Source organism: Pseudomonas sp. yb_5 (genome assembly GCF_043103865.1).
GTDB classification, from domain to species: domain Bacteria; phylum Pseudomonadota; class Gammaproteobacteria; order Pseudomonadales; family Pseudomonadaceae; genus Aquipseudomonas; species Aquipseudomonas putida_Y.
The window spans coordinates 21118-45416 of sequence record NZ_JBICKE010000126.1 but is presented as its reverse complement, the minus strand read 5'-3'; the positions used below and the strand labels follow the sequence as shown (position 1 = coordinate 45416).

Sequence of the window (24299 nt, the reverse complement as noted above, 5' to 3'; positions counted from 1 at the left end):
AGGTTGCCCATGATGCAGTTCGCATGAAGCTTGTGCAGGGCCTTGAGCTAGCTGCTCAAGTTTGAAGCGACCACTGCCATCGCCCGGGGGTTAGCCGGGCAGGGCAGAAGCTTTGCGTTGAACGCCTGTATTAGTACAGACGAACGGCGCGGCGCTGTTCGCGCTGAACTTTCTTGGCGTGACGCTTAACAGCAGCAGCTGCTTTGCGCTTACGCTCTGCGGTCGGCTTCTCGTAAAACTCGCGGCTACGAACTTCAGCCAGTACACCGGCTTTTTCGCAGGAGCGCTTGAAACGACGCAGAGCTACGTCGAAGGGTTCGTTCTCTTTAACTTTGACGGCTGGCATCCAGGGCTACCTTAATTCATTACCGGGGTAGACGTGCTCCTGGCAAAACAAAGGTGTGCTGGAGAACGTCGGTTTTCAAGGGTTGCGGATGTTAACCCTTAGCAAGCCGGAATGCAAAGCCTCTGATCGAAAACCGCTGGTCGGCACCCGACACGGGGACTATCATGCGCGGCTTCGAATTCAGCCCCCACAAGGGACGAGCCCATGCTAGTACTGGGATTGGAAACATCCTGCGACGAAACTGGTGTCGCATTATACGACAGTGAACGCGGTTTGTTGGCCGACGCACTGTTCAGTCAGATCGACCTGCACCGCGCCTTCGGTGGCGTGGTGCCTGAGCTTGCCTCGCGTGATCACGTCAAGCGCATGCTGCCGCTTATCCGCCAGGTGCTGGACGAGGCAGGTTGCGTTGCCACCGAAATCGACGCCATCGCCTACACCGCGGGCCCCGGCCTGGTCGGCGCCTTGCTGGTGGGCGCATCCTGCGCCCAGGCGCTGGCCTTTGCCTGGGACATCCCGGCGATCGGTGTGCATCACATGGAGGGCCACCTGCTGGCGCCCATGCTGGAAGAAAACCCGCCGGAGTTTCCGTTCGTCGCTTTGTTGGTTTCCGGTGGCCATACCCAGCTGGTTCGGGTCGATGGCATCGGTCAATACGAACTGTTGGGCGAGAGCCTGGACGATGCTGCCGGTGAAGCGTTCGACAAGACCGCCAAGCTGATCGGCCTCAATTATCCCGGTGGTCCGGAAATCGCGCGTCTGGCCGAACAAGGTGTGGCCGGGCGCTTCGTGTTCCCACGGCCAATGACCGATCGGCCAGGCCTGGAATTCAGCTTCAGTGGTCTCAAGACCTTCGCCCTGAACACCTGGCAGCAATGCAAGAATGCTGGCGACGACAGTGAGCAAACCCGTTGCGACCTGTCTCTGGCATTCCAGCAGGCGGTGGTGGAGACTTTGACGATCAAGTGCAAGCGGGCGCTCAAGCAGACCGGCCTAAAGCGCCTGGTCATCGCGGGTGGCGTGAGTGCCAACAAGGCCCTGCGCGCGTCCCTGGAGGACATGCTCGGTGGCATCAAGGGCAACGTGTACTACGCGCGCCCGCAATTCTGTACCGACAATGGTGCGATGATCGCCTATGCCGGTTGCCAGCGCCTGTTGGCCGGGCAGCAGCAAGACCTGGGGATCAGCGTGCAGGCACGCTGGCCGATGGAGCAGTTGCCGCCGCTGTAAGGTAGGGCGTCGAAGGTTCAGAAGTGGCGTTCGCGCCCTGCAAACAAGTCGCGCAGGTTGTTGCGGTGGCGCCACACGATCATCACTGTCAGTACGCTGATCGGTAGCAGGGCCTCCGGCTCGCGCCAGGCCAGCAACGGCAAGGTGAGTGGCGTGGCAATCAGTGCCGCCAGTGAGCTGGTGCGCGTGAGGTAGAAGGTCAGCAGCCAGGCGCCGATGGCCAGCAGCGCTGCCGGGAAATACAGGCCCATGAGCATGCCGGCTGCTGTCGCCACGCCCTTGCCGCCCTTGAAACGGAAGTACAGGGGGAACAGATGGCCCAGCACCGCGCATATGCCCACCCAGGCCTGCGCGTGCAGGTCCAGCCCGGCAGCGCGGGCGAGCAATACCGGCAAAAGGCCCTTGCACAGGTCGCCTAGCAGGGTCAGGATCGCCAGTTTACGGCCTGCCAGGCGTAGCATGTTGGTGGCGCCGGCATTGCCTGAACCGCTGGAACGCGGGTCCGGGCTGCCCGAGAGGCGGCTGAGAACAATGGCGAAGGACAGCGAGCCGAGCAGGTAGGCGAGCAACGCCAGTAACCAAAACATGCTAACTATTCCGGGCGAGGACGCCCTGATTCTAACGGCGCCAGTCGCCCTTGTCGTGCTGTGGAGAGAAGTGCTTGGACAGAGTGTTCATCGAAGGCCTGGAAGTCGATACCGTCATCGGTGCCTATGACTGGGAGCGGGATATTCGCCAGTGCTTGCGCCTGGACCTGAGCTTTGCCTGGGACAACCGCCCGGCCGCCGCCGGAGACGACCTGAACCTGGCGCTGGACTATGCCAGTGTGTCGGCGCGCATCCAGGCGTTTGCCGAACAGGCCCGTTTCGAGCTGGTTGAGACATTTGCCGAGCGCCTGGTGGCAACCCTGATGGACGAGTTCCACATCCCCTGGGTGCGGTTGAAGCTGACCAAGCCGGGCGCGGTGCCGGCGGCCCTTGGTGGTGTAGGCGTGGAGATCGAGCGCGGATGTCTCTGAGCACGGTTTACCTGGGACTGGGCAGCAACATCGACCGTGAGGCGCATTTGTGCGCCGGGCTCGATGCGTTGGCTGGCATCCTGACTGACATGCGCTGTTCGCCGGCCTTCGAAAGCCAGGCGGTGGGCATCAAGAGCGGGCCGTTCATCAACTTCGTGGTGACCGGGCAAACTGCGTTGCCGTTGATCGAGCTGGACCGCCGGCTGAAGTTCATCGAGGCCGACAATGGCCGCTATGCACCGGACCGCAAGGGGTTGCCGCTGGATATCGACGTGCTGATGTATGGCGATTTGCACGGTACCTTCGATGGGCTGGTGCTGCCCCGGGCCGAGATCCTGAAGAATGCCTTTGTGCTGTGGCCACTGTCGTTGCTGGCACCCGACCTGGTGCATCCGGGGGTGGGCAAGCGCATGGCGCAGCTGTGGCAGGAAGCGCAGATCGATCAGGTACTGGCCCCGGTCGCCTTTGAGTGGCGCGGGTTGCAGTTGACGCCCGCTTGAGCCTGTATCGGCCTCTTCGCGGGTGAACCCGCCCCTACAACGGCCTGTGCCCAACCCTAGATGTGTGCCCCCTGTAGGAGCGGGTTTACCCGCGAATACGGTGGTGGCTGCGACGGTGAACGGCGGTTGGAAATTGGCCAGCAGGCCCGGCCCTTTCGCGGGTGAACCCGCTCCTACAACGGCCTGTGCCCAACCTCTGATGTGTGCCCCCTGTAGGAGCGGGTTTACCCGCGAATACGGTGGTGGCTGCGACGGTGAACAGCGGTTGGAAATTGGCCAGCAGGCCCGGCCCTTTCGCGGGTGAACCCGCTCCTACAGCGGCTTCAGCCGCGAAGAGGCGGGTATGTCTAGCCGCGCTGGTAAGCCTCGAGCGCTTTCAGCCGCTCACCTTTGAGTGCTTCGCCCAGGGCCTTGCCCGTGAACCCGGCTTGCACCAACGGCTTCACATCCACCGCTCGCGCCGCCGCTGCTGCGCCTCGCAGGTAATCGGCCTGTGGGTAACCCTGCTCGCCATCGCCCAACGCCGCCATCTCGCAAACGACCACAAAATCCTCGAACCGCTGCGGCCGTCGGTAGACATCGAACTTCTGCAACAGCTCCAGCAGTGCCGTGGCAGGCAGTTCGAGCGCCTGATTGCCCTGCGCCAGGCATTCCCCTGTCAGCATGGCCAGTTCCTGGCACTCACGCGGTGCCTTCAGGCGCTGATTGACGGTTTTGATCGATGTCGGTGCCAACCCGCGCAACAGGCAGGCCCAGCGCACGTGCAGCGGTTGTCCGTGCGCCGCTGCCTGCTCCAGCGCCGACAGTGTCCGGGAGCCGTCATCAAGCTCAGGCAGCAGCTCCTGCAGGGCCCCGCACGCGCTCATTATCTTGAAGAACACCTGCGGTTGCGCTTCCATCAGCGCACGCTCGATTTCCTTCCAGCTGCGCTCGGCAGTGAGTGCCTGTAGTTCTCCCGAGGCGCTGATCTGGCGCATCAGCGCCAAGGTGTCATCGGCAACCCGGAACCCCAAGGGTGCGTAGCGGGCAGCAAAGCGTGCAACACGCAGCACGCGCAATGGATCCTCGGAGAATGCCGGGGAAACATGGCGTAGCAGGCGTTGATCCAGATCTTTCTTGCCTTGGTAGGGGTCGTAGACCGTGCCCGCCTCATCCTCGGCCATCGCATTGATGGTCAGGTCGCGGCGGATCAGGTCTTCTTCCAGGGTTACGTCGGGGCTGGCGTGAAAAGTGAACCCGCCGTAGCCTCGCCCGCTCTTGCGCTCGGTGCGCGCCAGGGCGTATTCCTCGCCGGTTTTCGGGTGCAGGAACACCGGGAAATCGGCACCTACCGGCCGATAGCCCTTGGCGAGCATTTCTTCGACGGTGGCGCCGACCACCAGCCAGTCGATGTCGCTGACAGGGCGGCCGAGCAGGCGGTCGCGCACGGCGCCGCCAACTTTGTAAATGTGCATGTGCAGCTCTCCATAACTGCCGACAGGATAACCCGTCGGCGGTCATGGGGTTGCATCAGAGGTGGTGGATAACGGCCAGGTCCATGCGGCCGTAGTCGGCGCTTTCGCTATGCTCGCCGCGCGGCGGCATGTGGTGAGTACTCATCACTTGCTCGCCCTGCACGGTCTCCAGGTGGATATCGAAACCCCACAGACGATGCAGGTGCTTGAGCACTTCGTCGGTCGAGTCGCCCAGCGGTTTGCGGTTGTGTTGCTGGTGTCGCAGGGTCAGCGAGCGGTCTCCGCGGCGGTCGACGCTCCAGATCTGCACGTTCGGTTCACGGTTGCCGAGGTTGTACTGCGCTGCCAACTGCTCCCGAATCACCCGGTAACCGGCTTCATCATGGATGGCGGGCACCAGCAGGTCGTCGCGTTGGTCGTCATCGAGGATGCTGAACAGCTTGAGGTCGCGCATCACTTTGGGCGACAGGTACTGCAGGATGAAGCTCTCGTCCTTGAAGCTGCTCATGGCGAACTTGATGGTAGAAAGCCAGTCGCTGCCGGCAATGTCGGGGAACCAGTGGCGATCTTCCTCGGTGGGGTATTCGCACATGCGGCGGATGTCGGTGTACATCGCAAAGCCCAGCGCGTAGGGGTTGATGCCGCTGTAGTACGGGCTGTCGAAGCCGGGCTGGAACACCACGCTGGTGTGCGACTGCAAGAACTCCATCATGAAGCCTTCGGTAATCAGCCCCTCATCGTACAGGTCGTTCATCAGGGTGTAGTGCCAGAAGGTTGCCCAACCTTCATTCATGACCTGGGTCTGGCGCTGCGGGTAGAAGTACTGGGCGATCTTGCGCACGATGCGCACGACCTCACGTTGCCAGGGTTCAAGCAGCGGGGCGTTCTTCTCGATGAAATACAGGATGTTTTCCTGCGGTTCGGCGGGGAAGCGCCCCTCATCGCGGTCGTTACCCTTTTCGGCGTTTTTCGGAATTGTCCGCCAAAGATCGTTGATCTGACGCTGAAGATGCTCTTCGCGCTCCTGTTGCCGGCGCCGCTCTTCTTCTGCAGAAATAGGATAGGGCCGCTTGTAGCGGTCGACACCGTAGTTCATCAGGGCATGGCAGGAGTCGATCAAGTCCTCCACTGCATCGATACCGTGGCGCTCTTCGCACTGGGCGATGTACTGCTTGGCGAACACCAGATAGTCGATGATCGAGCTCGCGTCAGTCCAGGTGCGGAACAGGTAATTGCCTTTGAAAAAGCTGTTATGGCCGTAGCAGGCGTGGGCAATCACCAGTGCCTGCATGCACATGGTGTTTTCTTCCATCAGGTAGGCGATACAAGGGTCGGAGTTGATCACGATCTCGTAGGCCAGACCCATTTGGCCGCGGCTATAGGACTTTTCCGTGCTGAGGAACTGCTTGCCGTAGGACCAGTGGTGGTAGCCCAGCGGCATGCCGACCGAGGCGTAGGCGTCCATCATCTGCTCGGCAGTGATTACCTCGATCTGGTTGGGGTAGGTGTCCAGGGCGTAACGCTCGGCCAGACGGCTGATTTCCCGGTCGTAGGTCTGGATCAGCTCGAACGTCCACTCGGACCCGGTGGAAATGGGTTGGCGTCTCTGTGCTCTGGCGGTCATGTGGCTAACCTGCGCTGGAAGAGTTCACGGAAGACCGGGTAGATGTCGCCGGCCGATACCAGCTGCTGTTGGGCGAACGTGTCGGGGAAAGCATCGCCGATACGCTCGTACTCATACCACAGCGCCTGGTGTTCACGGGGGGTGATCTCAACGTAAGTGTAGTACTGCACATGCGGCATGATCTGTTTGGAGAGGATGTCGCGGCAGATGGGCGAGTCGTCGTTCCAGTTGTCACCATCAGAAGCCTGCGCGGCATAAATGTTCCAGTCGCTGGCCGGGTAGCGCTCGGCCATGATTTCCTGCATCAGCTTGAGGGCACTGGAGACGATGGTGCCGCCGGTTTCCCGCGAATAGAAGAATTCTTCTTCGTCGACTTCCCGGGCGCTGGTGTGATGGCGAATGAACACGACTTCGATGCGCTCGTAGTTACGCTTGAGGAACAGGTACAGCAGGATGAAGAAGCGCTTTGCGATGTCCTTGGTGGCCTGGGTCATCGAGCCGGATACGTCCATCAGGCAGAACATCACTGCCTTCGAGCTTGGGTTGGGTTGCTTGACCAGCAGGTTGTACTTGAGGTCGAAGGTGTCGAGGAAGGGCAGGCGGTTGATACGCGCTTTCAGGCGCTCGATTTCCTGTTCGATTTCCTGGATATCGGTGAAATTGTCCGGCTCTTCGACCCGCAGGCGGTTGAGTTCCTTTTGTGCTTCGCGCAGCAGCGCGCGGCTGCTGCCGGTCAGGGCGATACGGCGGGCATGGGCCGAGCGCAGGGTGCGCACGATGTTGATGCGTGACGGGTTGCCTTCGTTGGCGATGCCGGCGCGAACAGTCTTGAAGGTGTCGGCGCCAGTCAGGTGACGTTTGACCAGGTTGGGTAGCTCAAGGTCTTCGAACATGAATTCGAGAAATTCTTCCTGGGTGATCTGGAAGACGAACTCGTCCATGCCTTCGCCGGAATTGCCGGCCTTGCCGCGACCGCCACCACCTCCACCGCCTTGCGGCCGTGGGATGTGTTCACCGGCAGTGAATTCTTTGTTGCCAGGGTGCACGATGGTCTGTTTGCCCCCACGACCATGATGCAAGACCGGTTCGTCGATGTCGCGCCCGGGAATACTGATCTGCTCGCCGTGTTCCATATCCATGATGGAACGGCGGCTCACCGCCTCTTCGACGGCCTTCTTGATATGTTCGCGGTACCGCCGCAGAAAGCGTTGGCGGTTGACCGTGCTCTTGTTCTTGCCGTTCAGGCGTCGGTCTATAACGTAGCTCATGGTCCCTCCGGTGACTGGATGCAGCTGCAACCCACAAGCTGCAAGCCACAAGCTTCAAGCTGCAAGAAAGAGCAGCCACCGCCGCCGCAAGCTGTGACGCGGGCCGTAATGCCCGCGCCAGGCAGCTTGCAGCTTGCGGCTAGTAGCTTGCCGCTTTATTGCGATTTCCTGACCCGCAGGTACCATTCCGACAGCAGGCGCACCTGTTTGTCGGTATAGCCACGCTCCACCATCCGGGTGACGAAGTCGTTGTGTTTCTTCTGGTCCTCTTTGCTGGCCTTGGCGTTGAAGCTGATGACAGGCAGCAGGTCTTCGGTGTTGGAGAACATTTTCTTCTCGATCACGACCCGCAGCTTTTCATAACTCAGCCAGCTTGGATTCTTGCCATTGTTGTTGGCGCGTGCGCGCAGTACGAAGTTGACGATCTCGTTGCGGAAATCTTTCGGGTTGCTGATGCCAGCCGGTTTCTCGATCTTCTCCAGTTCTTCGTTGAGCGCAATGCGGTTGAGAATTTCGCCGGTTTCCGGGTCGCGGTATTCCTGATCCTGGATCCAGAAGTCTGCATACAGCACGTAGCGGTCGAAGATGTTCTGGCCGTATTCGCTGTAGGACTCCAGGTAGGCGGTCTGGATTTCCTTGCCGATAAACTCGATGTAGCGCGGCGCCAGGTATTCTTTCAGGTAGCGCAGATAGCGTTCGCGCACCTCAGCCGGGAACTGTTCCTGTTCGATCTGCTGTTCGAGCACATACAGCAGGTGCACCGGGTTGGCGGCAATTTCGTGTGGGTCGAAGTTGAACACCTTGGACAGGATCTTGAAGGCGAAGCGAGTCGACAGGCCGTTCATGCCTTCGTCGACACCTGCGGCGTCCCGGTATTCCTGGATCGACTTGGCCTTTGGATCGGTGTCCTTGAGGTTTTCCCCGTCGTAAACGCGCATCTTGGAATAGATATTGGAATTCTCTGGCTCTTTCAGGCGTGAAAGCACGGTGAACTGAGCCAGCATCTTGAGCGTATCTGGCGCGCAGTGGGCCTTGGACAGCGAGCTGTTGATCAGTAACTTGTCGTAGATCTTGATTTCATCGCTGACCCGCAGGCAGTACGGCACCTTGACGATATAGATCCTGTCGATGAACGCTTCGTTGTTCTTGTTGTTACGGAAGGTGTGCCACTCCGATTCGTTCGAGTGCGCCAGCAGAATACCGGTATAGGGAATCGCCCCAAGGCCTTCGGTACTGTTGTAGTTGCCTTCCTGGGTGGCGGTGAGCAAGGGGTGCAGGACCTTGATCGGCGCCTTGAACATTTCGACGAATTCCATCAGGCCCTGGTTGGCCCGGCACAGCGCGCCCGAGTAGCTATAAGCATCAGCGTCGTTCTGTGGGTATTCCTCAAGTTTGCGGATATCGACCTTGCCGACCAGGGCAGAGATGTCCTGGTTGTTTTCATCGCCGGGTTCGGTCTTGGCAATGGCGATCTGGTTAAGAATCGACGGGTACAGCTTCACCACCTTGAACTTGGAGATGTCACCGCCAAATTCCTGCAGGCGCTTGGTGGCCCAAGGCGACATGATGGTGTTGAGGTAGCGCCGTGGGATGCCGAACTCTTCCTCGAGAATGGCCCCATCTTCGGTGGCATTGAACAAGCCCAGAGGTGACTCGAATACCGGCGAGCCCTTGATCGCGTAGAACGGCACCTTTTCCATCAGCTGCTTGAGTTTTTCCGCCAGCGAGGACTTGCCGCCGCCTACCGGGCCCAGCAGATAGAGGATCTGTTTCTTCTCTTCCAGGCCTTGGGCGGCGTGGCGGAAGTACGACACGATCTGGTCGATGCACTCTTCCATGCCATGGAAGTCGGCAAAGGCCGGATAGCGGCGGATAACCTTGTTGGAGAAGATTCGCGACAGCCTGGAGTTGGTTGAGGTGTCGATCAGCTCTGGCTCACCGATGGCCAGCAACAGCCGTTCGGCCGCCGATGCGTAGGCACTGCGATCCTCTTTGCACAGCTCGAGGTACTCCTGCAGCGAGAGTTCTTCCTGGCGCGTTGACTCGAAACGTTGTTGGAAGTGGCTAAAAATACTCATGACGTCACCTCGCTCGATACGTGGAGACGACGCCGGATCAGTCAGCTGATGCTGGCATGCAACCGGGTTGGCCGATTGCTGTATACCCCCCAGAACACCCTGTAACGCTACCGATGACCCGCACGCCGGTGTACCGGCTCTCCCCTTTTTGGATGGCCTGAGCTTAAGCGTAGTTGGTTATCTGCAAGGTCAAGGGGCGAGAAACGCAGAAGTTACGAACGACCGTTCGTCAGATAAGCCGCAAGCCCGCGCGGGGCACGGGCTGCAGGGGAAAATAAAAAATTATTCAGCGTTGCCCTGGGCGGTCTCGGCCGGATAGGTCGCGCGCCACAGTTCGAAGCCGCCGTCCACGCTGTACACGTCGGAGAAGCCCTGGCCGACCAGATAGGCGGCAGCGCTTTGGCTGGAATTGCCGTGATAGCAGACCACCAGGGTCGGCGCATCAAGGTCGGCGTTGCGGATGAAATCGGCGACCGAGTGGTTATCCAGATGCCGGGCGCCGGTGATGTGGCCGGCGGCGAAGGCCTGCGGGTCGCGAATGTCGACCACGACCGCTCCGTCTTTCTTGCGAAGCTCCAAGGCCTGCTCAGGAGGGATGCGCTTGAATTCGCTCATGGGTACTGCTTCCTTCAGGTGTGGTCGTTGAGTGTAGTGGGTTGTGCCGGCTGGCGCAGGGTGCCGTCGTCGGCACAGTCGCAGCGGTGATATTCGCCGCTGTCGATGTTGTACAGGGTCATGGCGCCGCCCCACACGCAGCCAGTGTCCAGGGCGATGACGTCGGGCTCGGTGACCTCACCCTGCAGAGCGGCCCAATGGCCAAAGATGATCTTCACGTGGCGTGAGCGACGGTCCTTGTGCGCGTACCAGGCTTTGTAGCCTTTGGGCGCGCTACCCAGGCCTTCCTTGCTCTTGAGGTCGAGTTTGCCATCGGCAGTGCAGAAGCGCATGCGGGTGAAGTAGTTGGTGATGACCCGCAGGCGTTCGACGCCGGCGAGGTTCTTGCGCCACTTGTTCGGCTCGTTGCCGTACATGCCGTCGAGATACAGCTGCAGGCGGGTGTCGTCACGCAGCACTTCCTCGACCTCGGCGGCGAGCTCCAGGGCTTTGCCAAGGGTCCATTGTGGCGGTATGCCGGCGTGAACCAGGGCGATGCCGCGGGGCTCGTCGTAATGCAGCAGCTTTTGCTGGCGCAGCCAGTCGAACAACTGGTCGGCGTCCGGCGCTTCGATGATCTCGCGCAGTGTGTCGCTTTTCTTGAGGCGCTCGACGTTATGCCAGACGGCCAGCAGGTGCAGGTCATGGTTGCCCAGCACGCAGACCAGTGAATGACGGATCGAGTACAGGAAGCGCAGGGTTTCCAGTGACTCGGGGCCGCGGTTGACCAGGTCGCCGACCAGCCACAGGCGGTCGACGGCGGGGTTGAAACTGACGCGATCGAGCAGGCATTTGAGTGGCTGCAGGCAGCCCTGCAGGTCACCGACGGCGTAGGTTGCCATCAGTGCAGCGCCCCGGGCACTGCCAGGCGGAAGGGGGCAATTTCGGCGTCGAAGCGCTTACCGTCTTCGGCGAACATCTGGTAGCTGCCCTGCATGGTGCCAACGCGGGTGCTGATGACGGCACCACTGCTGTAAGTATGGCTTTGGCCAGGGTCTATGTTGGGTTGCTGGCCGACCACGCCGGCGCCGCGTACTTCCTCTACCTCGCCGTCACCGTTGGTGATCAGCCAGTGGCGCGACAGCAACTTGGCCGTGAGCGAACCGTTGTTCTGCACGGTAATGGTGTAGGCGAACGCGAAACGACTGTTTTCGGGGTCGGATTGTTCTTTCAGGTAGCGGGTCACGACGCTGACGTCGATTTGATAGCGGGGGTCGGACATGCAAGGGCCTTGGGCGAACTGACGCAATAATGCAGTCTAGGCCATTGAGAGGGGGGAGGGCCAGCGGTGATCGGGCTTGGGGGTTACCTGTACCGGCGTCTTCGCGGGTAAACCCGCTCCTACAAGGATTCGCACAGGATTTGAGGGTTGTGCGATCCCTTGTGGCCCGCGAAGAGGCCGGTACGGGCTAAATCAGGCTTGTTGCTGATCCGCCAGTTGGTCAGCCAGGCGCACGAAGGCTGCCAGGTCGAGCTGTTCAGGGCGCAGGCTGCCATCAACGCCGGCAGCCTCGATGGCGGCGCTGTCCAGCAGGCCTTTCATGGTGTTGCGCAGGGTCTTGCGGCGCTGGTTGAACGCTTCGCGAACGACACGCTCCAGCAGCAGGTGGTCCTTGGCCGGGAACGGCAGCACTTCGTGCGGCACCAGGCGGACGATCGCCGAATCCACTTTCGGGGGCGGGTTGAAGGCACCAGGGCCGACATTGAACAGGTGCTCCACGCGGCAGTGGTACTGCACCATGATCGACAAGCGCCCCCAGTCACCGCCGCCAGGGCCGGCGGCCATGCGCTCGACCACTTCCTTCTGCAGCATGAAATGCATGTCGCGGATCAGCCCGGCGTGGCTTAGCAGGTGGAAGATCAGCGGGGTGGAGATGTTGTAGGGCAGGTTGCCAACGACCTTGAGGCTGCGCGGCGGTACGCCCAGCTGGTTGAAGTCGAACTTCAGGGCGTCACCCTGGTGCAGGCGGAAGTTGCTGCGATCGGCGAACTTGTGCTGCAGGATCGGCACCAGGTCTTTGTCCAGCTCCACCACGTCCAACTGTGCACCGCTGCCCAGCAGGCCTTCGGTCAGGGCGCCCTGGCCCGGGCCGATTTCCAGCAGGTGTTCGCCGGCCTTGGCGTTGATGGCACGCAGGATGCGGTCGATGATACCGGCGTCGTGCAGGAAGTTCTGGCCGAAGCGCTTGCGTGCCCGGTGTTGGTATTGCTCGTTCATGGTCGGTTCTCGGCCATCTGGTAGGCGGTTTCCAGTGCGACGCGCAGGCTGCCGGTGTCGACTTTGCCAGTGCCGGCCAGGTCCAGGGCGGTGCCGTGGTCAACCGACGTGCGGATGATTGGCAGGCCCAAGGTCACGTTCACTGCAGCGCCGAAGCCTTTGTACTTGAGTACGGGGAGGCCCTGGTCGTGGTACATCGCCAGCACCGCATCGCAGTGCTCCAGATATTTGGGGGTAAACAGGGTATCGGCCGGCAGCGGCCCGCGCAGGTCCATGCCTTCGGTGCGCAGGCGGGCCAGGGTCGGCTCGATGATGTCGATTTCTTCGCGGCCCAGGTGGCCGCCCTCGCCCGCGTGCGGGTTGAGGCCGCACACGAGGATACGCGGGTTGGCAATGCCGAACTTGTCGCGCATATCGGCATGCAGGATACGGGTTACACGTTCGACGCGCTCGGCAGTGATAGCGTCGGCAATATCACGCAGTGGCAGGTGCGTAGTCACCAGGGCCACGCGCAGGCCGCGGGTAGCCAGCATCATTACCACTTGTGCGGTGCGGGTCAGTTCGGCTAGGAATTCGGTATGCCCGGAAAAGGCGATACCGCTTTCGTTGATCACACCCTTGTGCACCGGGGCAGTGATCATCCCGGCGAAGTGCCCGTCCAGGCAGCCTTGCCCGGCGCGGGTCAGGGTTTCCAGCACGAACGCTGCGTTGGCCTTGTCGAGCTGGCCTGGCACCACCGGGGCCGCCAGAGGGGTATCCCAGACGTACAGGCTCCCTGCGGGGGCAGGGCGGTCAGGCCATTGGCCCGGGGCTACCGGCAGCAGGCTGACGGCCAGCCCCAGCTGCGTGGCCCGCTCGGCGAGCAGGTCACGGCTGGTGATGGCGATCAGGGGGTGGGGCTGGGCGTCTGCGGCGAGCAGCAGGCACAGGTCGGGGCCTATGCCGGCCGGCTCGCCGGGGGTGACGGCGAAGCGCAGGGGCTTCACTGGGCAGCCTGGTCGGCGCCAGGCAGCTTGATTTCAACGTAGGCTTCGTCGCGGATCTGGCGCAGCCAGGTTTGCAGCTCTTCGTCGTACTTGCGATTGCGCAGTACGCTCAGGGCCTGCTGTTCGCGGGCCTGCTCGGTGCTGTCGGTGGCGCGGCGGCCCAGCACTTCCAGAACGTGCCAGCCGTACTGGGTCTTGAACGGTTTGGTCACTACGCCTTGCTGGGCATTGGCCATCTGTTCACGGAACTCCGGTACCAGGCTGTTCGGATCGACCCAGTTGAGGTCGCCGCCATTGAGTGCCGAACCCGGGTCTTCAGAGAAGCTCTTGGCCAGTTCGCCGAAGTCTTCGCCGCTCTTGATCCGCTCGTACAGGCGCTCGGCCAGCTGCTTGGTGGCCGCCTCGCTGCGGATCTCGCTTGGCTTGATCAGGATGTGGCGTACATGCACTTCGTCACGCAGCACGTTCTCGCTGCCACCGCGCTTTTCCTCGAGCTTGAGGATGATGAAGCCGTTGGGGATGCGAATAGGCTGGGTAATTTCGCCCACCGGCATGCTGCTGAGCATCTTGGCGAAGTCGGGTGGCAGCTGACCGGCTTTACGCCAGCCCATCTCGCCGCCTTCCAGGGCGTTTTCGCTGGCCGAGTTGGCAATCGCCATCTGGCCGAAGTCGGCGCCCTGGCGCAGTTGCTGGTACACGTCACCAACCTTGCGCGCAGCCTTCTGGATGTCGGCCGAGTTAGCGGCTTCCGGGGTCGGAATGAGGATGTTGGCCAGGCGGTACTCTTCCGACATCTGCATCTTGCCCAGGTCCGAGGCCAGGAAGTTCTTCACTTCCTGCTCGGACACCTGAATGCGTTCGGCAACGCGGCGCTGGCGCACGCGGCTGATGATCATCTCGCGCTTGACCTGCTCGCGAGCGTCGTCGAACGACAGGCCGTCCTGGGCCAGCGCCGCGCGGAACTGGTCCAGCGACATGCCATTGCGCTGGGCAATGGTGCCAATGGCCTGGTTCAGCTCTTCGTCGGTGATGCGGATGCCGGAGCGCTCGCCGATCTGCAGTTGCAGGTTCTCGACGATCAGGCGTTCCAGTACCTGCGGTTCCAGGGCGCTGGTCGGCGGTACGCCGCCGCCGCGCTTGGCGATGGTTTGCTGCACCTCATGGACACGCTGTTCCAGCTGGCTTTGCATGACCACGTCGTTGTCGACGATAGCCACCACGCGATCAAGAGGTTGCACCGCGGCATGCACCGCGCCACTCAGCAAAGCGGCGCCCAGCAACACTGGGCGCAGACGATCAATAAGCTTGGTCTTCACGTTCACGGTAACCTTGAATGCCTTGGTCGAGGAAAGACTCGACCTTGTTGCCAACTACGCCGCCGAGGCCTTTCAGGACGATCTGAAGGAAGACACCGTGGTCGCCTTTTTCGTTCTGTGGAAGGGCCTGGCTGAAATCGTCGTAGTCGATCCAGTAACGGTTGATCAGGCGCAGCTTCCAGCAGCAGTTGTCGTATTCGAAACCACCCATGGCTTCCAGGGTACGGTTACGGTTGTAGTCATGCTGCCAGCGAGCGATAACGTTCCACTGCGGCACGATCGGCCAGATGACCGAGAAGTCGTGCTGCTGGATCTTGTAGTAATCCTTGATGTAGTTCGGATCGCCCGGGGTGCCATAGTCACCGCCGCCCACTTTCCAGGTACCCGTGGTCGAGTCGTAGGCAATGGTGTCGTTACGATAGCGATAACCGAGGTTGACGATTTTGTTCGGGTTGTCTTCAGGCTGATAGTGGAACATCGCACTGCCCGAGCGGGTGCTGCGGCTGTCCGGGTCCCAGTTGAAGTCCGAATTGAAGCGCCAGTCGCGGTTGAAGTAGTAGTTGTACACCAGCGCGTACGGCGATACATCGGATTGCGCGTCCTTGCGGGTGCGGTAGTCGATGCCTGGCAGCTGGACCTTGCGGTCCTTGAAGTAGTAGGCCTGGCCGATGCTGAAGTTCTGGCGCTCGAAGCCGTTCTCCTCGATCCAGCGGGTGGTCACGCCCAGCGACAGCTTGTTCTCGTCGCCGATACGGTCGGTACCACTGAAACGGTTGTCACGGAACAGCGAGTCGTAGCTGAACAGGGTTTCACCCGTATCGAACAGCGGGATGTCCATCTGGTCCTTGTGCGGGACATAGAGGTAGAACATGCGCGGTTCGAGGGTCTGGCGGTAGTTGGTGCCGAACAACGAGGTGTTGCGATCGAAATACAGGCCGCTGTCGACGCTGAAAATCGGGATATCGCGGTTCAGGTTGCTTTTGTAGTCGCCGAACACGTCCAGTGTGTCTGCGTTCGCGGCAGCAATGTCGCTCTTGCCCTTGCTATCCAGGTCAAGGTCGTAGTGCGTATACATGTACTTCAGCTTCGGCGTGATGTAGCCGTAGCTGGCCTGCATCGGCAGGCTGATGGACGGGGCGACGTTCAGGCGGGTGCCGTTGGCACGGGCTACGCCGAAGATATTTTCGTCAAGGCGGCGACCGGCTACGCCGGCGCTGGCGTCTGGATTGCCATCTTCGTCCAGAACGAAATCGTCCTTCAGGTCACGATCAAAACGAACAGCCTCAGTCTCGTACCCAAGGTTCAAACCGCCTGGCTGGAACGGCAGCGTACCGTTCAGGGTCAGCTGCGGCAGGCGGTCATACGGCGTGATCTGCGAGATCGTAGCCATCTCGTAGGCATGCACATTCAACCGCGCAGTGTAGCTGTCGCCACGATAGGTCAACGCACCCTGCTGATTCAGCAGGTCGCGACTTTCCACGCCAATCTGGTCGGACTCCAGGTCCTGGAAGTAGAACGGATCGCTGATGTCGGTGTAGTCCACCTCAGTCATCAGGCGTTCGTCCAGGCCACCCTTGTGCTGCCAGTTGACCATCCAGCGCTGATCTTTGTAATCCGTCTGATCTTTGCGGTCGTCGTTCTTGTCGTTCAGGTAGGCGCCGCCGAACTGGCCTTCGCTGGAAGGCGTCAGGTAACGGAACTCGCCTTCCATCAGCAGGCCGCGCTTGGCCATGTAGCGCGGATACAACGTGGCGTCGTAGTTGGGCGCCAGGTTGAAGTAGTACGGCGTGACCAGCATGAAGCCGGTGTCGCTGCTGGTGCTGAACGATGGCGGCAGGAATCCGGACTGGCGACGGTCGTCAATCGGGAAGTAGATGTACGGTGTGTAGAACACCGGGAAATCCTTGACCCGCAGCGTGACGTTGGTCGCGGTACCGAAACCGGTTGCCGGGTTCAGGGTGATGTTGTTGCCCTTCAGCTGCCAGGCGTTGCTGCCCGGTTCGCAGGTGGTGTACGTACCGTCCTTGAGGCGGATGATGGCGTTTTCGCTGCGCTTGGCGTACAGGGCATTGCCGCGGATGTGCGACTTGTGCATCACGTATTCGGCGTTGTCGACCTGGGCTTCGCCAGTGTCGAGCTGGATCTGTGCCTCGTCACCGACCACCAGCGAACCGTTGTCACGGATCTTGACGTTGCCCTTGAGCTCGCCACGGTTTTCGGCCTGGTAGAGGTTGGCCTCGTCGGCTTCGGCCTGCATGCTGCCCTGGCGCATCACCACGTCACCGGCGAGGGTGGCGATCTGCTGCTCCTGCTGGTACTTGGATACCTTGGCATTGATGTAGGTCGGCGACTCGTCCTTCGGCGTGGTGTCGGCCATGCCCGGGCGGGTCGGCTCGATATACGCGCCACCGCAGTAGGGGCCGGTTTCAGCCAGCTGTGCGGCGGTGAGCTTTTCACGCGGAACCCAGTCCAGGTGGCTGTAGTCTTCGCTGCGCGACTTCAGGCCACGGCCCTTGGCCTCGGTGACCAGCATGGGCCGGTCCGCAGTTTCGGCTTCGCCCGCAGCTTCGGTACCGGAGCTGACGGCTGCACCTTCGTGCACCGGGCGCGGTGGCAAGTTGTTGACTGGGGTTTTGGGCTTGCAGTCCCAACCACCGGCGGCGGACACTTGGCAGTCGAATTGTTCGGCTGCCACTACGTATGAGGTGGCCAGAGGTTGCAGGGCCAGCAGACCGCCGGTTACCAGCAACGGAAACTTTCTACGAAACGCGGGGGATTTCAATGCCATCTTATTAGTCCGGGCTTCCTGCGTGCCATCTGCCCGCGTGTGGGGCCGCACGCCTCTCGATGGTCTGAAAAAGATGCTGGATAATAAAGCATGACCCGCTTGACGGCTAGGGCCGTCGGAGACCCTTGCAATGCCTGAACACGATGTACGCCTGCAACAACTGACGGTCTGGCTCGATGAGCAGCTCAATGATCTTTTCCGTGACAACGCCTGGGGCGAGGTGCCTGCAGGCAGCTTGACCGCTGCCAGCAGCGACGCCAGCTTCCGCCGCTATTTCCGCTGGCAGGGCGCTGGCCACAGTTTCGTGATCATGGATGCGCCCCCCCCGCAGGAGAACTGCCGACCGTTCGTCGCCATCGACCACCTGCTGGCCAGCGCTGACGTGCATGTGCCGCTGATCCACGCCCAGGACCTGGAACGCGGCTTTCTGCTGCTTGGGGATCTGGGCTCTCGGACATACCTTGACATCATCAGTGCCGACAACGCCGATGGCCTGTTCGCCGACGCCATCGATGCCCTTCTGAAGTTCCAGCGTTTGCCGATGGACGCGCCGCTACCCAGCTACGACGACGCCCTGCTGCGCCGTGAAGTGGAACTGTTCCCCGAATGGTACGTGGGGCGTGAGCTGGGCCTGACCTTCACCGATGCACAGAAGGCCACCTGGCAGCGCGTCAGCCAGTTGCTGATCGACAGCGCCCTGGCGCAACCCAAGGTGCTGGTACACCGTGACTACATGCCGCGCAACCTGATGCAGAGCACCCCCAACCCTGGTGTGCTGGACTTTCAGGATGCGGTATACGGCCCGGTCACCTACGACATTACCTGCCTGTTCAAGGACGCCTTTGTCAGCTGGCCGCAGGCGCGGGTCGAAGGCTGGCTGAGCGATTACTGGCAGCAGGCGCAGGCGGCCGGCATCCCGGTGCACGCTGAGTTCGAAGCCTTCCACCGCGCCAGTGACCTGATGGGCGTGCAGCGCCACCTGAAGGTGATCGGCATCTTCGCCCGTATCTGCCACCGCGACGGCAAGCCGCGTTACCTGGGCGACGTGCCGCGTTTCTTCGCCTATATAAATGAAGTGATCGGTCGCCGGCCCGAATTGGCGGAGCTGGGTGAGCTGATTGCCGAGTTGCAGGCCGGAGCGCGTGCATGAAGGCCATGATCCTGGCTGCGGGGAAGGGCGAGCGTATGCGCCCGCTGACCCTGCACACCCCAAAACCGTTGGTCCCGGTCGCCGGCCAGCCGCTGATCGAGTACCACCTGCGCGCCCTGGCGGCAGCGGGCGTGACCGAAGTGGTGATCAACCATGCGTGGCTTGGCCAGCAGATTGAAGAGCACTTGGGTGACGGTAGCCGCTTCGGCCTGAGCATCCGCTATTCACCTGAAGGTGAACCGCTGGAAACCGGTGGCGGCATCTTCAAGGCCCTGCCTTTGCTGGGTGATGCGCCGTTCCTGCTGGTGAATGGCGATGTCTGGACCGACTACGACTTCGCGCGTCTGCAGGCTCCCCTGCAAGGCCTAGCTCACCTGGTGCTGGTCGACAACCCTGGCCATCACGGCCGCGGAGACTTCCGCCTGATGGGCGAGCAGGTCGTTGACGGTGATGACGCGCCAGGCACGCTGACCTTCAGCGGCATTTCGGTGCTGCACCCGGCGCTGTTCGAAGGTTGCCAGGCGGGCGCCTTCAAGCTGGCACCTTTGCTGCGCCAGGCGATGGCGGCCGGCAAGGTGTCTGGCGAACACTACCGTGGGCACTGGGTGGATGTTGGCACGCTTGAGCGCCTGGCCGAGGCTGAGTCTCTGATTGGCGAGCGTGCCTGACATGTGGTGGCCAGGCACGGTGATTGGTGTGGGTGCCGGCTTTGCCGTAGCGAGCATACCGGGTGCCTTGCTCGGTGCGTTGCTTGGGCAGGCCATTGACCGCCGGCTGCGTTTGCAAGGCTGGGAAGACATGCGTGAACGCCTGGGTGGGCGCCCCGCATTACGCGACGACGAGTTGTTGTTCGTGATGCTCGGGCGCCTGGCCAAGTGCGATGGCCGGGTAGCTGAGCAGCACATCCAGCAGGCGCGTCAGGAGATGATGCGCCTGGACTTGGCCGAGGCAGCTCGGCTGCGCGCCATCAATGCGTTCAACCGTGGCAAGGCGGGCAAGGACCGGCTTGGCGGGCACCTGCGGCGCATCAGTCAGCAGCCCCACGCGGCGGAAGGTACCTTGCGGGCCTGTTGGCGCATGGTCTGGGCTGACGGCAAGATGGGCAACAAGGAGCGTGAGCTGCTGCTGGACTGGGGGCAGAAGCTGGGCATGAGCCGACGCCAGGTGCAGGCCATGTCGCTGGAGTACGAGCCGCGCAAGGCCACGGGAGCAGAAAGCGCGCCCATGACCTATGCGGCAGCGTTGCGCTTGCTGGCGGTGGAGACAGATACCGACACTGATAAGGTCAAGCAGGCCTACCGTCGGCTTGTCAGCCGGCATCACCCGGACAAGCTGGCGGGTACCGGTGCCAGCGAGGCACAGGTGCGTGAAGCGACCGCGCGTACCCGTGAGTTGCACCAGGCCTATGCCATGATCCGCAAGCGGCGCGGTCTTTGATGGCCCCCCCACCAGGATCAAGCCGGGCTCAACCCTGAGGGCTCATCCACCCCCGCACCCGGCGGAACAATTGCTCTTGTGCCGCCGCTTTGTTTCCCGGCATGGCGATCAATGACAACTGGCGGTACTGGCTATCCTTCTGCCGCTTGCTGGCCTGCAGGCGTTGCTGGGCTGCATTGCGGTCAGCGCTGCGGGTGGCGTAGTAGATATCGGCTGTCGGTACCTTCAAGGTTGGGGCCAGGCTTTCCAGGTCATGCTCCACCCGTGCAGGTGTCTGAGCAGCGACCATCACCAGTTTTTGTACCTGCGGTGGCTGCTTCTCGCTCAGGTAGCGCGCCGCCCAATATGCACCGCTACCATGGCCGATCAGTACGATGCTGCGGGCGTTGTGTTGCTGGGCGAACGCCACGGCGGCATCCAGGCGGGCGAAGATGCGTTCGGCATCTGCCGGGTCGGACTGCTCGCTGGCTTGTTCGGCATCGGTGCTTTCTGCCGTGTCGGCATCTGCTGCCGTGGCTTGGGCCACGTTGGCGTTGGCGTCGGCCGGTACGTCCTTGACCGGTGCGCTTTCGCCTTTGTCTTGTGCAGGCGCTACAGGTGGTGTGGCTTCGACCCGCGCTTGCGGGCTGTCTGCGAGCAGGTCGGGCAGGCTGACGCTCAGGCTGTGCCAGCCGATATCAGGGAATTTTTGCCGCAGTGGGCCGACTGCATTTGGCCAGTCGGCCGTTTCGCCAGCACCGGGGACGATGATCACTGCCCCTTGCGGATCGTTGTCGTTGGCCGGCTTCCACAGGGCCAGGAAGCTGTCGGCACCGGCCTGCAGGGTCTGCTGCTCAGCCTTGGGCAGCAGCCGTTCCAGCGCCAGGGCATCCTCCTGGCTGCGTTCCAGCAAGGGTGGCCGTGGGGCCTCGGCCGCCGGTGCCACGGTATTTGCAGGTGATTTTTCGGCATCGGCGGCCAGGGCGCCGAGTGGAAGGACCGAGGCCAGGCAGCACACTGCCAGCGTCGTGCGATAAAGTGTGGACATGAGTCAACCCAGGGCCAGAATGAAACCGGCAGCCTAATAGTATTTGCCCGTGACGGCCATGCTGCATGGCCGTCTTTGCCAAGTCGAGCGTATAGATGAAGCGAGTGCGTCGCCTGTTGGTTATCGGCTGCTTGTGGCTGCCCTTGATTGTCTGGGCCAGGCCCGAGGCGCTGCCCTCTGTGGTGCTGGAGCCTGATCAGCAGCAGTGGCTGGACACCCACCGCAGTTTGCGTGTCGGCCTGGTATTGCAGGCGCCCTACGCCCAGTTCGACCGGCGTCTGCAGCAACTGTACGGGGCCAATGTGGAACTGGTGAACAGCTTGGCGCAGGCGCTGCGGCTGGACCTCACCTGGCGTAACTTCAGCGACCAGGCCAGTTTGGAACATGCCCTGCAGCGCGGCGAAATCGACTTCGCCCCTGGCCTTACCCAGACGCCGGCCAGCCTGCGGCTGTGGTTATTCAGCGACCCGTACATGCGCGTGCCACAACTGGTGGTGGGGCCGCGCACCGGGGCCATGGCCGTGGAGCTGGAAAAGCTTGAAGCCGAGCAACGCGTGGCGGTGCGCATGCCCAGCCCCTTGGCGGATTACCTGCGCGGCAACTACGGCAACCTCAATCTGCAGGGGGTGCCAGACGATCGTGAGGCCTTGCAACTGGTGGTCGGTGGCCAGGCCAGTTTCGCCGTGCTGGATGAAGCGCAGCTCAGCCGCCTGTCGCGCGAGAGCGAGTTCGGTGAGCTGGCGGTGGTCGGCGATGTCGGCTTGCCGCAGCTGTTGCGTATCGGTTCGCGGCGCGACTGGCCGCTGCTGGCCGATGTACTTGAACGTGGCCTGCAGGCACTGCCGGCCAAGGAGCTGGAACAACTGCATCAGCGTTGGTTGCAGCCGAAATACCCGCGCCTGAGCGAGTCGCCTGGCTTCTGGCAGAACATCGCCTTGCTGTTCGGTATGTTGCTGCTGTGTGCCTTGGCCACGCTGGTGTGGCAACGCCGGCAGCAGCGCCAGCTGGAGCGCAGCCTGCTGGCCGCGCGGGAGAGCCTTGTGGAGCGCCAGGTGCGTGAAGAGGCGTTGCGCCTGAGCCAGTTCGCCATCGATCAGAGCACCGTGGGTATCCTCTGGGTCAATTGGGACAGCCATGTGCGTTACGCCAACCATGCCGCCGAGCGCATGTTGGGCTACACCGAGGGTGAACTGCTGGAGCGGCCGCTGAGCGACTTCGAGCCAAGCCTGAACATGGACCGCTGGCTAGAGCTGTGGAAGGGCGCGCGTACGGGGGCGGGCGGTGTCGGTCAGTTTGAGACGCAGTGCCGGCGGGCTGATCAGAGCTTGCTACCCGTGGAGCTGTCGCTGAGCTTTCTGCGCTTTCGTGATTCCGAATACCTGGTGGTCTACCTCGCCGATGTCACCGAACGGCACCGCGCCCTGGCGGCCCTGCGCGAAAGCGAGGCGCGGTTGAAGGGCATTGCTGGCAACGTACCTGGTTTGGTGTTTCGCCTGGAGCGTGACCCGGCCGAGGGCGATCTGGAGTTCCCCTATATCAGCGAGGGTAGCGAGGCGTTGGTGGGTTATGCACCCAGCGAGATCCAGCACCCACAGATGGGGCTGCGCAACCTGGTACACCCCGAGGACCGTGCGGATTACCACCGGGTGCAGGACCTGGCTTTGGTCAGCGACCAGGACTGGTCCTGGCAGGGGCGCATTCTCACCCGGCAGGGCGAACAGCGCTGGGCCGACATCAAGGCCAGCGCCCGGCGCCTGGGCAACGGTCGGGTGGTGTGGGACGGTATAGTCTGGGACATCACACAGGGCAAGCGGGCGGAGCTGGCGCTGGCGAAGTCCCAGGAGCAGCTGCGCGAACTCTCGGCCCACCTGGAGAGCGTGCGCGAAGAAGAAAAAGCCCGTATCGCCCGGGAAGTGCATGATGAATTGGGGCAGATGCTGACCGTGCTCAAGCTGGAAGTGTCGATGTGCGAGCTGGCCTATGCCGAACTGGACCCGGGACTGAATGAACGCCTGGCGAGCATGAAACGCCTGATCGCCCAGTTGTTCCAGCTGGTGCGCGATGTCGCCACTGCCTTGCGTCCGCCGATCCTCGATGCCGGCATTGCCTCGGCCATCGAATGGCAGGCGCGGCGCTTCGAGGCACGTACGCAAATCCCCTGTCTGGTGCAAGTACCCGACAATCTGCCAGCATTGAGTGATGCCAAGGCCACCGGGCTGTTTCGTATCCTCCAGGAGGCGCTGACCAATGTGATGCGTCACGCCCAGGCGCACAGCGTGGAGATTGAACTGGTACGTGAGGGCGGACAGTTGCGCATGACGGTCAGTGATGATGGTCAAGGCTTTTGCCGCGAGCAGACCCGGCCCACCTCGTTTGGCCTGGTGGGCGTGCGCGAGCGGGTGCTGATGCTGGGGGGGAGCATGGCGCTGGACAGTGAGCCGGGTGAAGGCACCAGCCTGAGCGTGGCCATTCCGTTGGAGTAGGAGAGCAATCGTGATTCGAGTACTGGTGGCCGAAGACCACACCATTGTCCGTGAAGGCATCAAACAGTTGATTGGCCTGGCCAAGGACATGCAAGTGGCGGGGGAGGCCGGGAACGGCGAGCAGTTGCTCGAAACCCTGCGCCACACACCGTGCGAGGTGGTACTGCTGGACATCTCGATGCCAGGTGTCAACGGTCTGGAGGCGATCCCGCGTATCCGGGCGTTGCAGGATGCGCCGGCGATCCTGATGTTGTCGATGCACGATGAGGCACAGATGGCGGCGCGGGCGCTGAAGGCCGGAGCGGCAGGCTATGCCACCAAAGACAGTGATCCGGCGCTGTTACTGACGGCGATTCGGCGGGTGGCGGGTGGTGGGCGTTATATCGACCCGTCGCTGGCCGACCGCATGGTGTTCGAAGTGGGCCTGACCGAATCCCGGCCGTTGCACACACTGCTCTCGGAGCGGGAGTTTTCGGTGTTCGAGCGCCTGGCCCAGGGCGCCAACGTCAACGACATTGCCCAGCAGTTGGCGCTGTCGAGCAAGACCATCAGCACTCACAAGGCGCGTTTGATGCAAAAGCTGAAAGTGAACTCGCTGGCGGAGCTGGTGAAGTACGCCATGGAGCACAAGCTGATCTGATTGCGACATACGGGTGCCCGAAACTTGCCGAAGCCTCTGTGGGAGCGGGCATGCCCGCGAACGGGCCTGGCCTGCTGATCTC

22 protein-coding genes are annotated in these 24299 nt (G+C 62.0%); 8 read left to right on the top strand and 14 right to left on the bottom strand.

Translation table 11 applies throughout. The annotated features are described in order from the left end of the window. Window positions 1–130 precede the first annotated feature (130 nt). Window positions 131–346 carry a 30S ribosomal protein S21 gene (gene rpsU / locus ACF8GF_RS22940; protein ID WP_003255575.1) on the bottom strand — a complete coding sequence of 72 codons (216 nt, stop codon included), beginning with the start codon at window positions 344–346 and terminating at the stop codon, window positions 131–133. A gap of 204 nt (window positions 347–550) precedes the next feature. Between rpsU and tsaD the strand changes: the two genes are divergently transcribed. Continuing rightward, window positions 551–1576 carry a tRNA (adenosine(37)-N6)-threonylcarbamoyltransferase complex transferase subunit TsaD gene (gene tsaD / locus ACF8GF_RS22935; protein WP_176683509.1) on the top strand — a complete coding sequence of 342 codons (1026 nt, stop codon included), beginning with the start codon at window positions 551–553 and terminating at the stop codon, window positions 1574–1576. Window positions 1577–1593: 17 nt separating this feature from the next. Here tsaD and plsY read toward each other — a convergent pair whose 3' ends face one another. Continuing rightward, a complete protein-coding gene (gene plsY, locus ACF8GF_RS22930) occupies window positions 1594–2163 on the bottom strand; it encodes a glycerol-3-phosphate 1-O-acyltransferase PlsY (protein ID WP_014589441.1) in 570 nt (189 codons plus the stop codon). A gap of 74 nt (window positions 2164–2237) precedes the next feature. Here plsY and folB point away from each other — a divergent pair, with 74 nt between their 5' ends. After that, window positions 2238–2594, top strand: coding sequence for a dihydroneopterin aldolase (folB, locus tag ACF8GF_RS22925; protein WP_176683508.1), 357 nt, complete (start codon window positions 2238–2240; stop codon window positions 2592–2594). Beyond that, window positions 2585–3094: a 2-amino-4-hydroxy-6-hydroxymethyldihydropteridine diphosphokinase gene (gene folK / locus ACF8GF_RS22920; protein WP_209968398.1), complete on the top strand. Its 510-nt coding sequence runs from the start codon at window positions 2585–2587 to the stop codon at window positions 3092–3094. The genes folB and folK overlap by 10 nt, the downstream gene beginning before the upstream one ends. 347 nt (window positions 3095–3441) lie before the next feature. Here folK and ACF8GF_RS22915 read toward each other — a convergent pair whose 3' ends face one another. The 11 genes from ACF8GF_RS22915 to ACF8GF_RS22865 form a co-directional block, all read right to left on the bottom strand. Next, complete coding sequence (locus ACF8GF_RS22915) at window positions 3442–4548, bottom strand: multifunctional CCA addition/repair protein (RefSeq protein WP_176683506.1); 1107 nt, start codon at window positions 4546–4548, stop codon at window positions 3442–3444. Window positions 4549–4603: 55 nt separating this feature from the next. After that, window positions 4604–6172 carry a SpoVR family protein gene (locus ACF8GF_RS22910; RefSeq protein WP_176683505.1) on the bottom strand — a complete coding sequence of 523 codons (1569 nt, stop codon included), beginning with the start codon at window positions 6170–6172 and terminating at the stop codon, window positions 4604–4606. After that, on the bottom strand, window positions 6169–7440 hold the full coding sequence (locus ACF8GF_RS22905; protein WP_176683504.1) for a YeaH/YhbH family protein: 1272 nt from the start codon (window positions 7438–7440) through the stop codon (window positions 6169–6171). Before ACF8GF_RS22905 ends, ACF8GF_RS22910 begins: the two co-directional genes overlap by 4 nt. Window positions 7441–7595: 155 nt before the next feature. Continuing rightward, the gene (locus tag ACF8GF_RS22900) at window positions 7596–9518 is read right to left on the bottom strand and encodes a PrkA family serine protein kinase (protein WP_021782710.1); all 1923 of its coding nucleotides are present in this window, start codon (window positions 9516–9518) and stop codon (window positions 7596–7598) included. Window positions 9519–9800: 282 nt separating this feature from the next. Then, on the bottom strand, window positions 9801–10133 hold the full coding sequence (gene glpE, locus ACF8GF_RS22895) for a thiosulfate sulfurtransferase GlpE (RefSeq protein WP_103443390.1): 333 nt from the start codon (window positions 10131–10133) through the stop codon (window positions 9801–9803). Window positions 10134–10147: 14 nt separating this feature from the next. Beyond that, entirely contained in the window at window positions 10148–11014 is an 867-nt protein-coding gene (locus ACF8GF_RS22890) for a symmetrical bis(5'-nucleosyl)-tetraphosphatase (RefSeq protein WP_176683503.1), read from the bottom strand. Then, window positions 11014–11394: a Co2+/Mg2+ efflux protein ApaG gene (apaG, locus tag ACF8GF_RS22885; RefSeq protein ID WP_021782712.1), complete on the bottom strand. Its 381-nt coding sequence runs from the start codon at window positions 11392–11394 to the stop codon at window positions 11014–11016. The genes ACF8GF_RS22890 and apaG overlap by 1 nt, the downstream gene beginning before the upstream one ends. Window positions 11395–11586: 192 nt before the next feature. Next, window positions 11587–12390 carry a 16S rRNA (adenine(1518)-N(6)/adenine(1519)-N(6))-dimethyltransferase RsmA gene (gene rsmA / locus ACF8GF_RS22880; protein WP_003255558.1) on the bottom strand — a complete coding sequence of 268 codons (804 nt, stop codon included), beginning with the start codon at window positions 12388–12390 and terminating at the stop codon, window positions 11587–11589. After that, the gene (gene pdxA / locus ACF8GF_RS22875) at window positions 12387–13376 is read right to left on the bottom strand and encodes a 4-hydroxythreonine-4-phosphate dehydrogenase PdxA (RefSeq protein ID WP_176683502.1); all 990 of its coding nucleotides are present in this window, start codon (window positions 13374–13376) and stop codon (window positions 12387–12389) included. Before pdxA ends, rsmA begins: the two co-directional genes overlap by 4 nt. Further along, window positions 13373–14698, bottom strand: a complete 1326-nt coding sequence (surA, locus tag ACF8GF_RS22870) for a peptidylprolyl isomerase SurA (protein ID WP_209968379.1) — start codon at window positions 14696–14698, stop codon at window positions 13373–13375. The genes pdxA and surA overlap by 4 nt, the downstream gene beginning before the upstream one ends. Next, a complete protein-coding gene (locus tag ACF8GF_RS22865) occupies window positions 14673–17480 on the bottom strand; it encodes an LPS-assembly protein LptD (RefSeq protein WP_176683500.1) in 2808 nt (935 codons plus the stop codon). The genes surA and ACF8GF_RS22865 overlap by 26 nt, the downstream gene beginning before the upstream one ends. A gap of 130 nt (window positions 17481–17610) precedes the next feature. On the opposite strand from ACF8GF_RS22865, the gene ACF8GF_RS22860 reads away from it, so the two are divergent. From ACF8GF_RS22860 to ACF8GF_RS22850, 3 genes are read left to right on the top strand one after another with little or no spacing between them, the layout of a single operon-like run. Continuing rightward, entirely contained in the window at window positions 17611–18630 is a 1020-nt protein-coding gene (locus tag ACF8GF_RS22860) for an aminoglycoside phosphotransferase family protein (protein WP_392487827.1), read from the top strand. After that, on the top strand, window positions 18627–19298 hold the full coding sequence (gene murU / locus ACF8GF_RS22855; protein WP_028696956.1) for an N-acetylmuramate alpha-1-phosphate uridylyltransferase MurU: 672 nt from the start codon (window positions 18627–18629) through the stop codon (window positions 19296–19298). Before ACF8GF_RS22860 ends, murU begins: the two co-directional genes overlap by 4 nt. Before the next feature lies 1 nt (window position 19299). Further along, window positions 19300–20067 (top strand): TerB family tellurite resistance protein, encoded by a 768-nt coding sequence (locus ACF8GF_RS22850; RefSeq protein WP_176683498.1) that lies wholly within the window; start codon window positions 19300–19302, stop codon window positions 20065–20067. Between the two features lie 28 nt (window positions 20068–20095). Here the strand turns inward: ACF8GF_RS22850 and ACF8GF_RS22845 are convergent, their stop codons facing one another. After that, window positions 20096–21094 (bottom strand): alpha/beta hydrolase family protein, encoded by a 999-nt coding sequence (locus ACF8GF_RS22845; RefSeq protein ID WP_176683497.1) that lies wholly within the window; start codon window positions 21092–21094, stop codon window positions 20096–20098. A gap of 95 nt (window positions 21095–21189) precedes the next feature. Between ACF8GF_RS22845 and ACF8GF_RS22840 the strand changes: the two genes are divergently transcribed. Together ACF8GF_RS22840 and ACF8GF_RS22835 are read left to right on the top strand one after the other, a co-directional pair. Further along, complete coding sequence (locus tag ACF8GF_RS22840) at window positions 21190–23577, top strand: PAS domain S-box protein (protein ID WP_392487826.1); 2388 nt, start codon at window positions 21190–21192, stop codon at window positions 23575–23577. Between the two features lie 7 nt (window positions 23578–23584). Then, entirely contained in the window at window positions 23585–24217 is a 633-nt protein-coding gene (locus ACF8GF_RS22835; protein WP_176683647.1) for a response regulator transcription factor, read from the top strand. The last annotated feature ends 82 nt before the right edge of the window (window positions 24218–24299 follow it).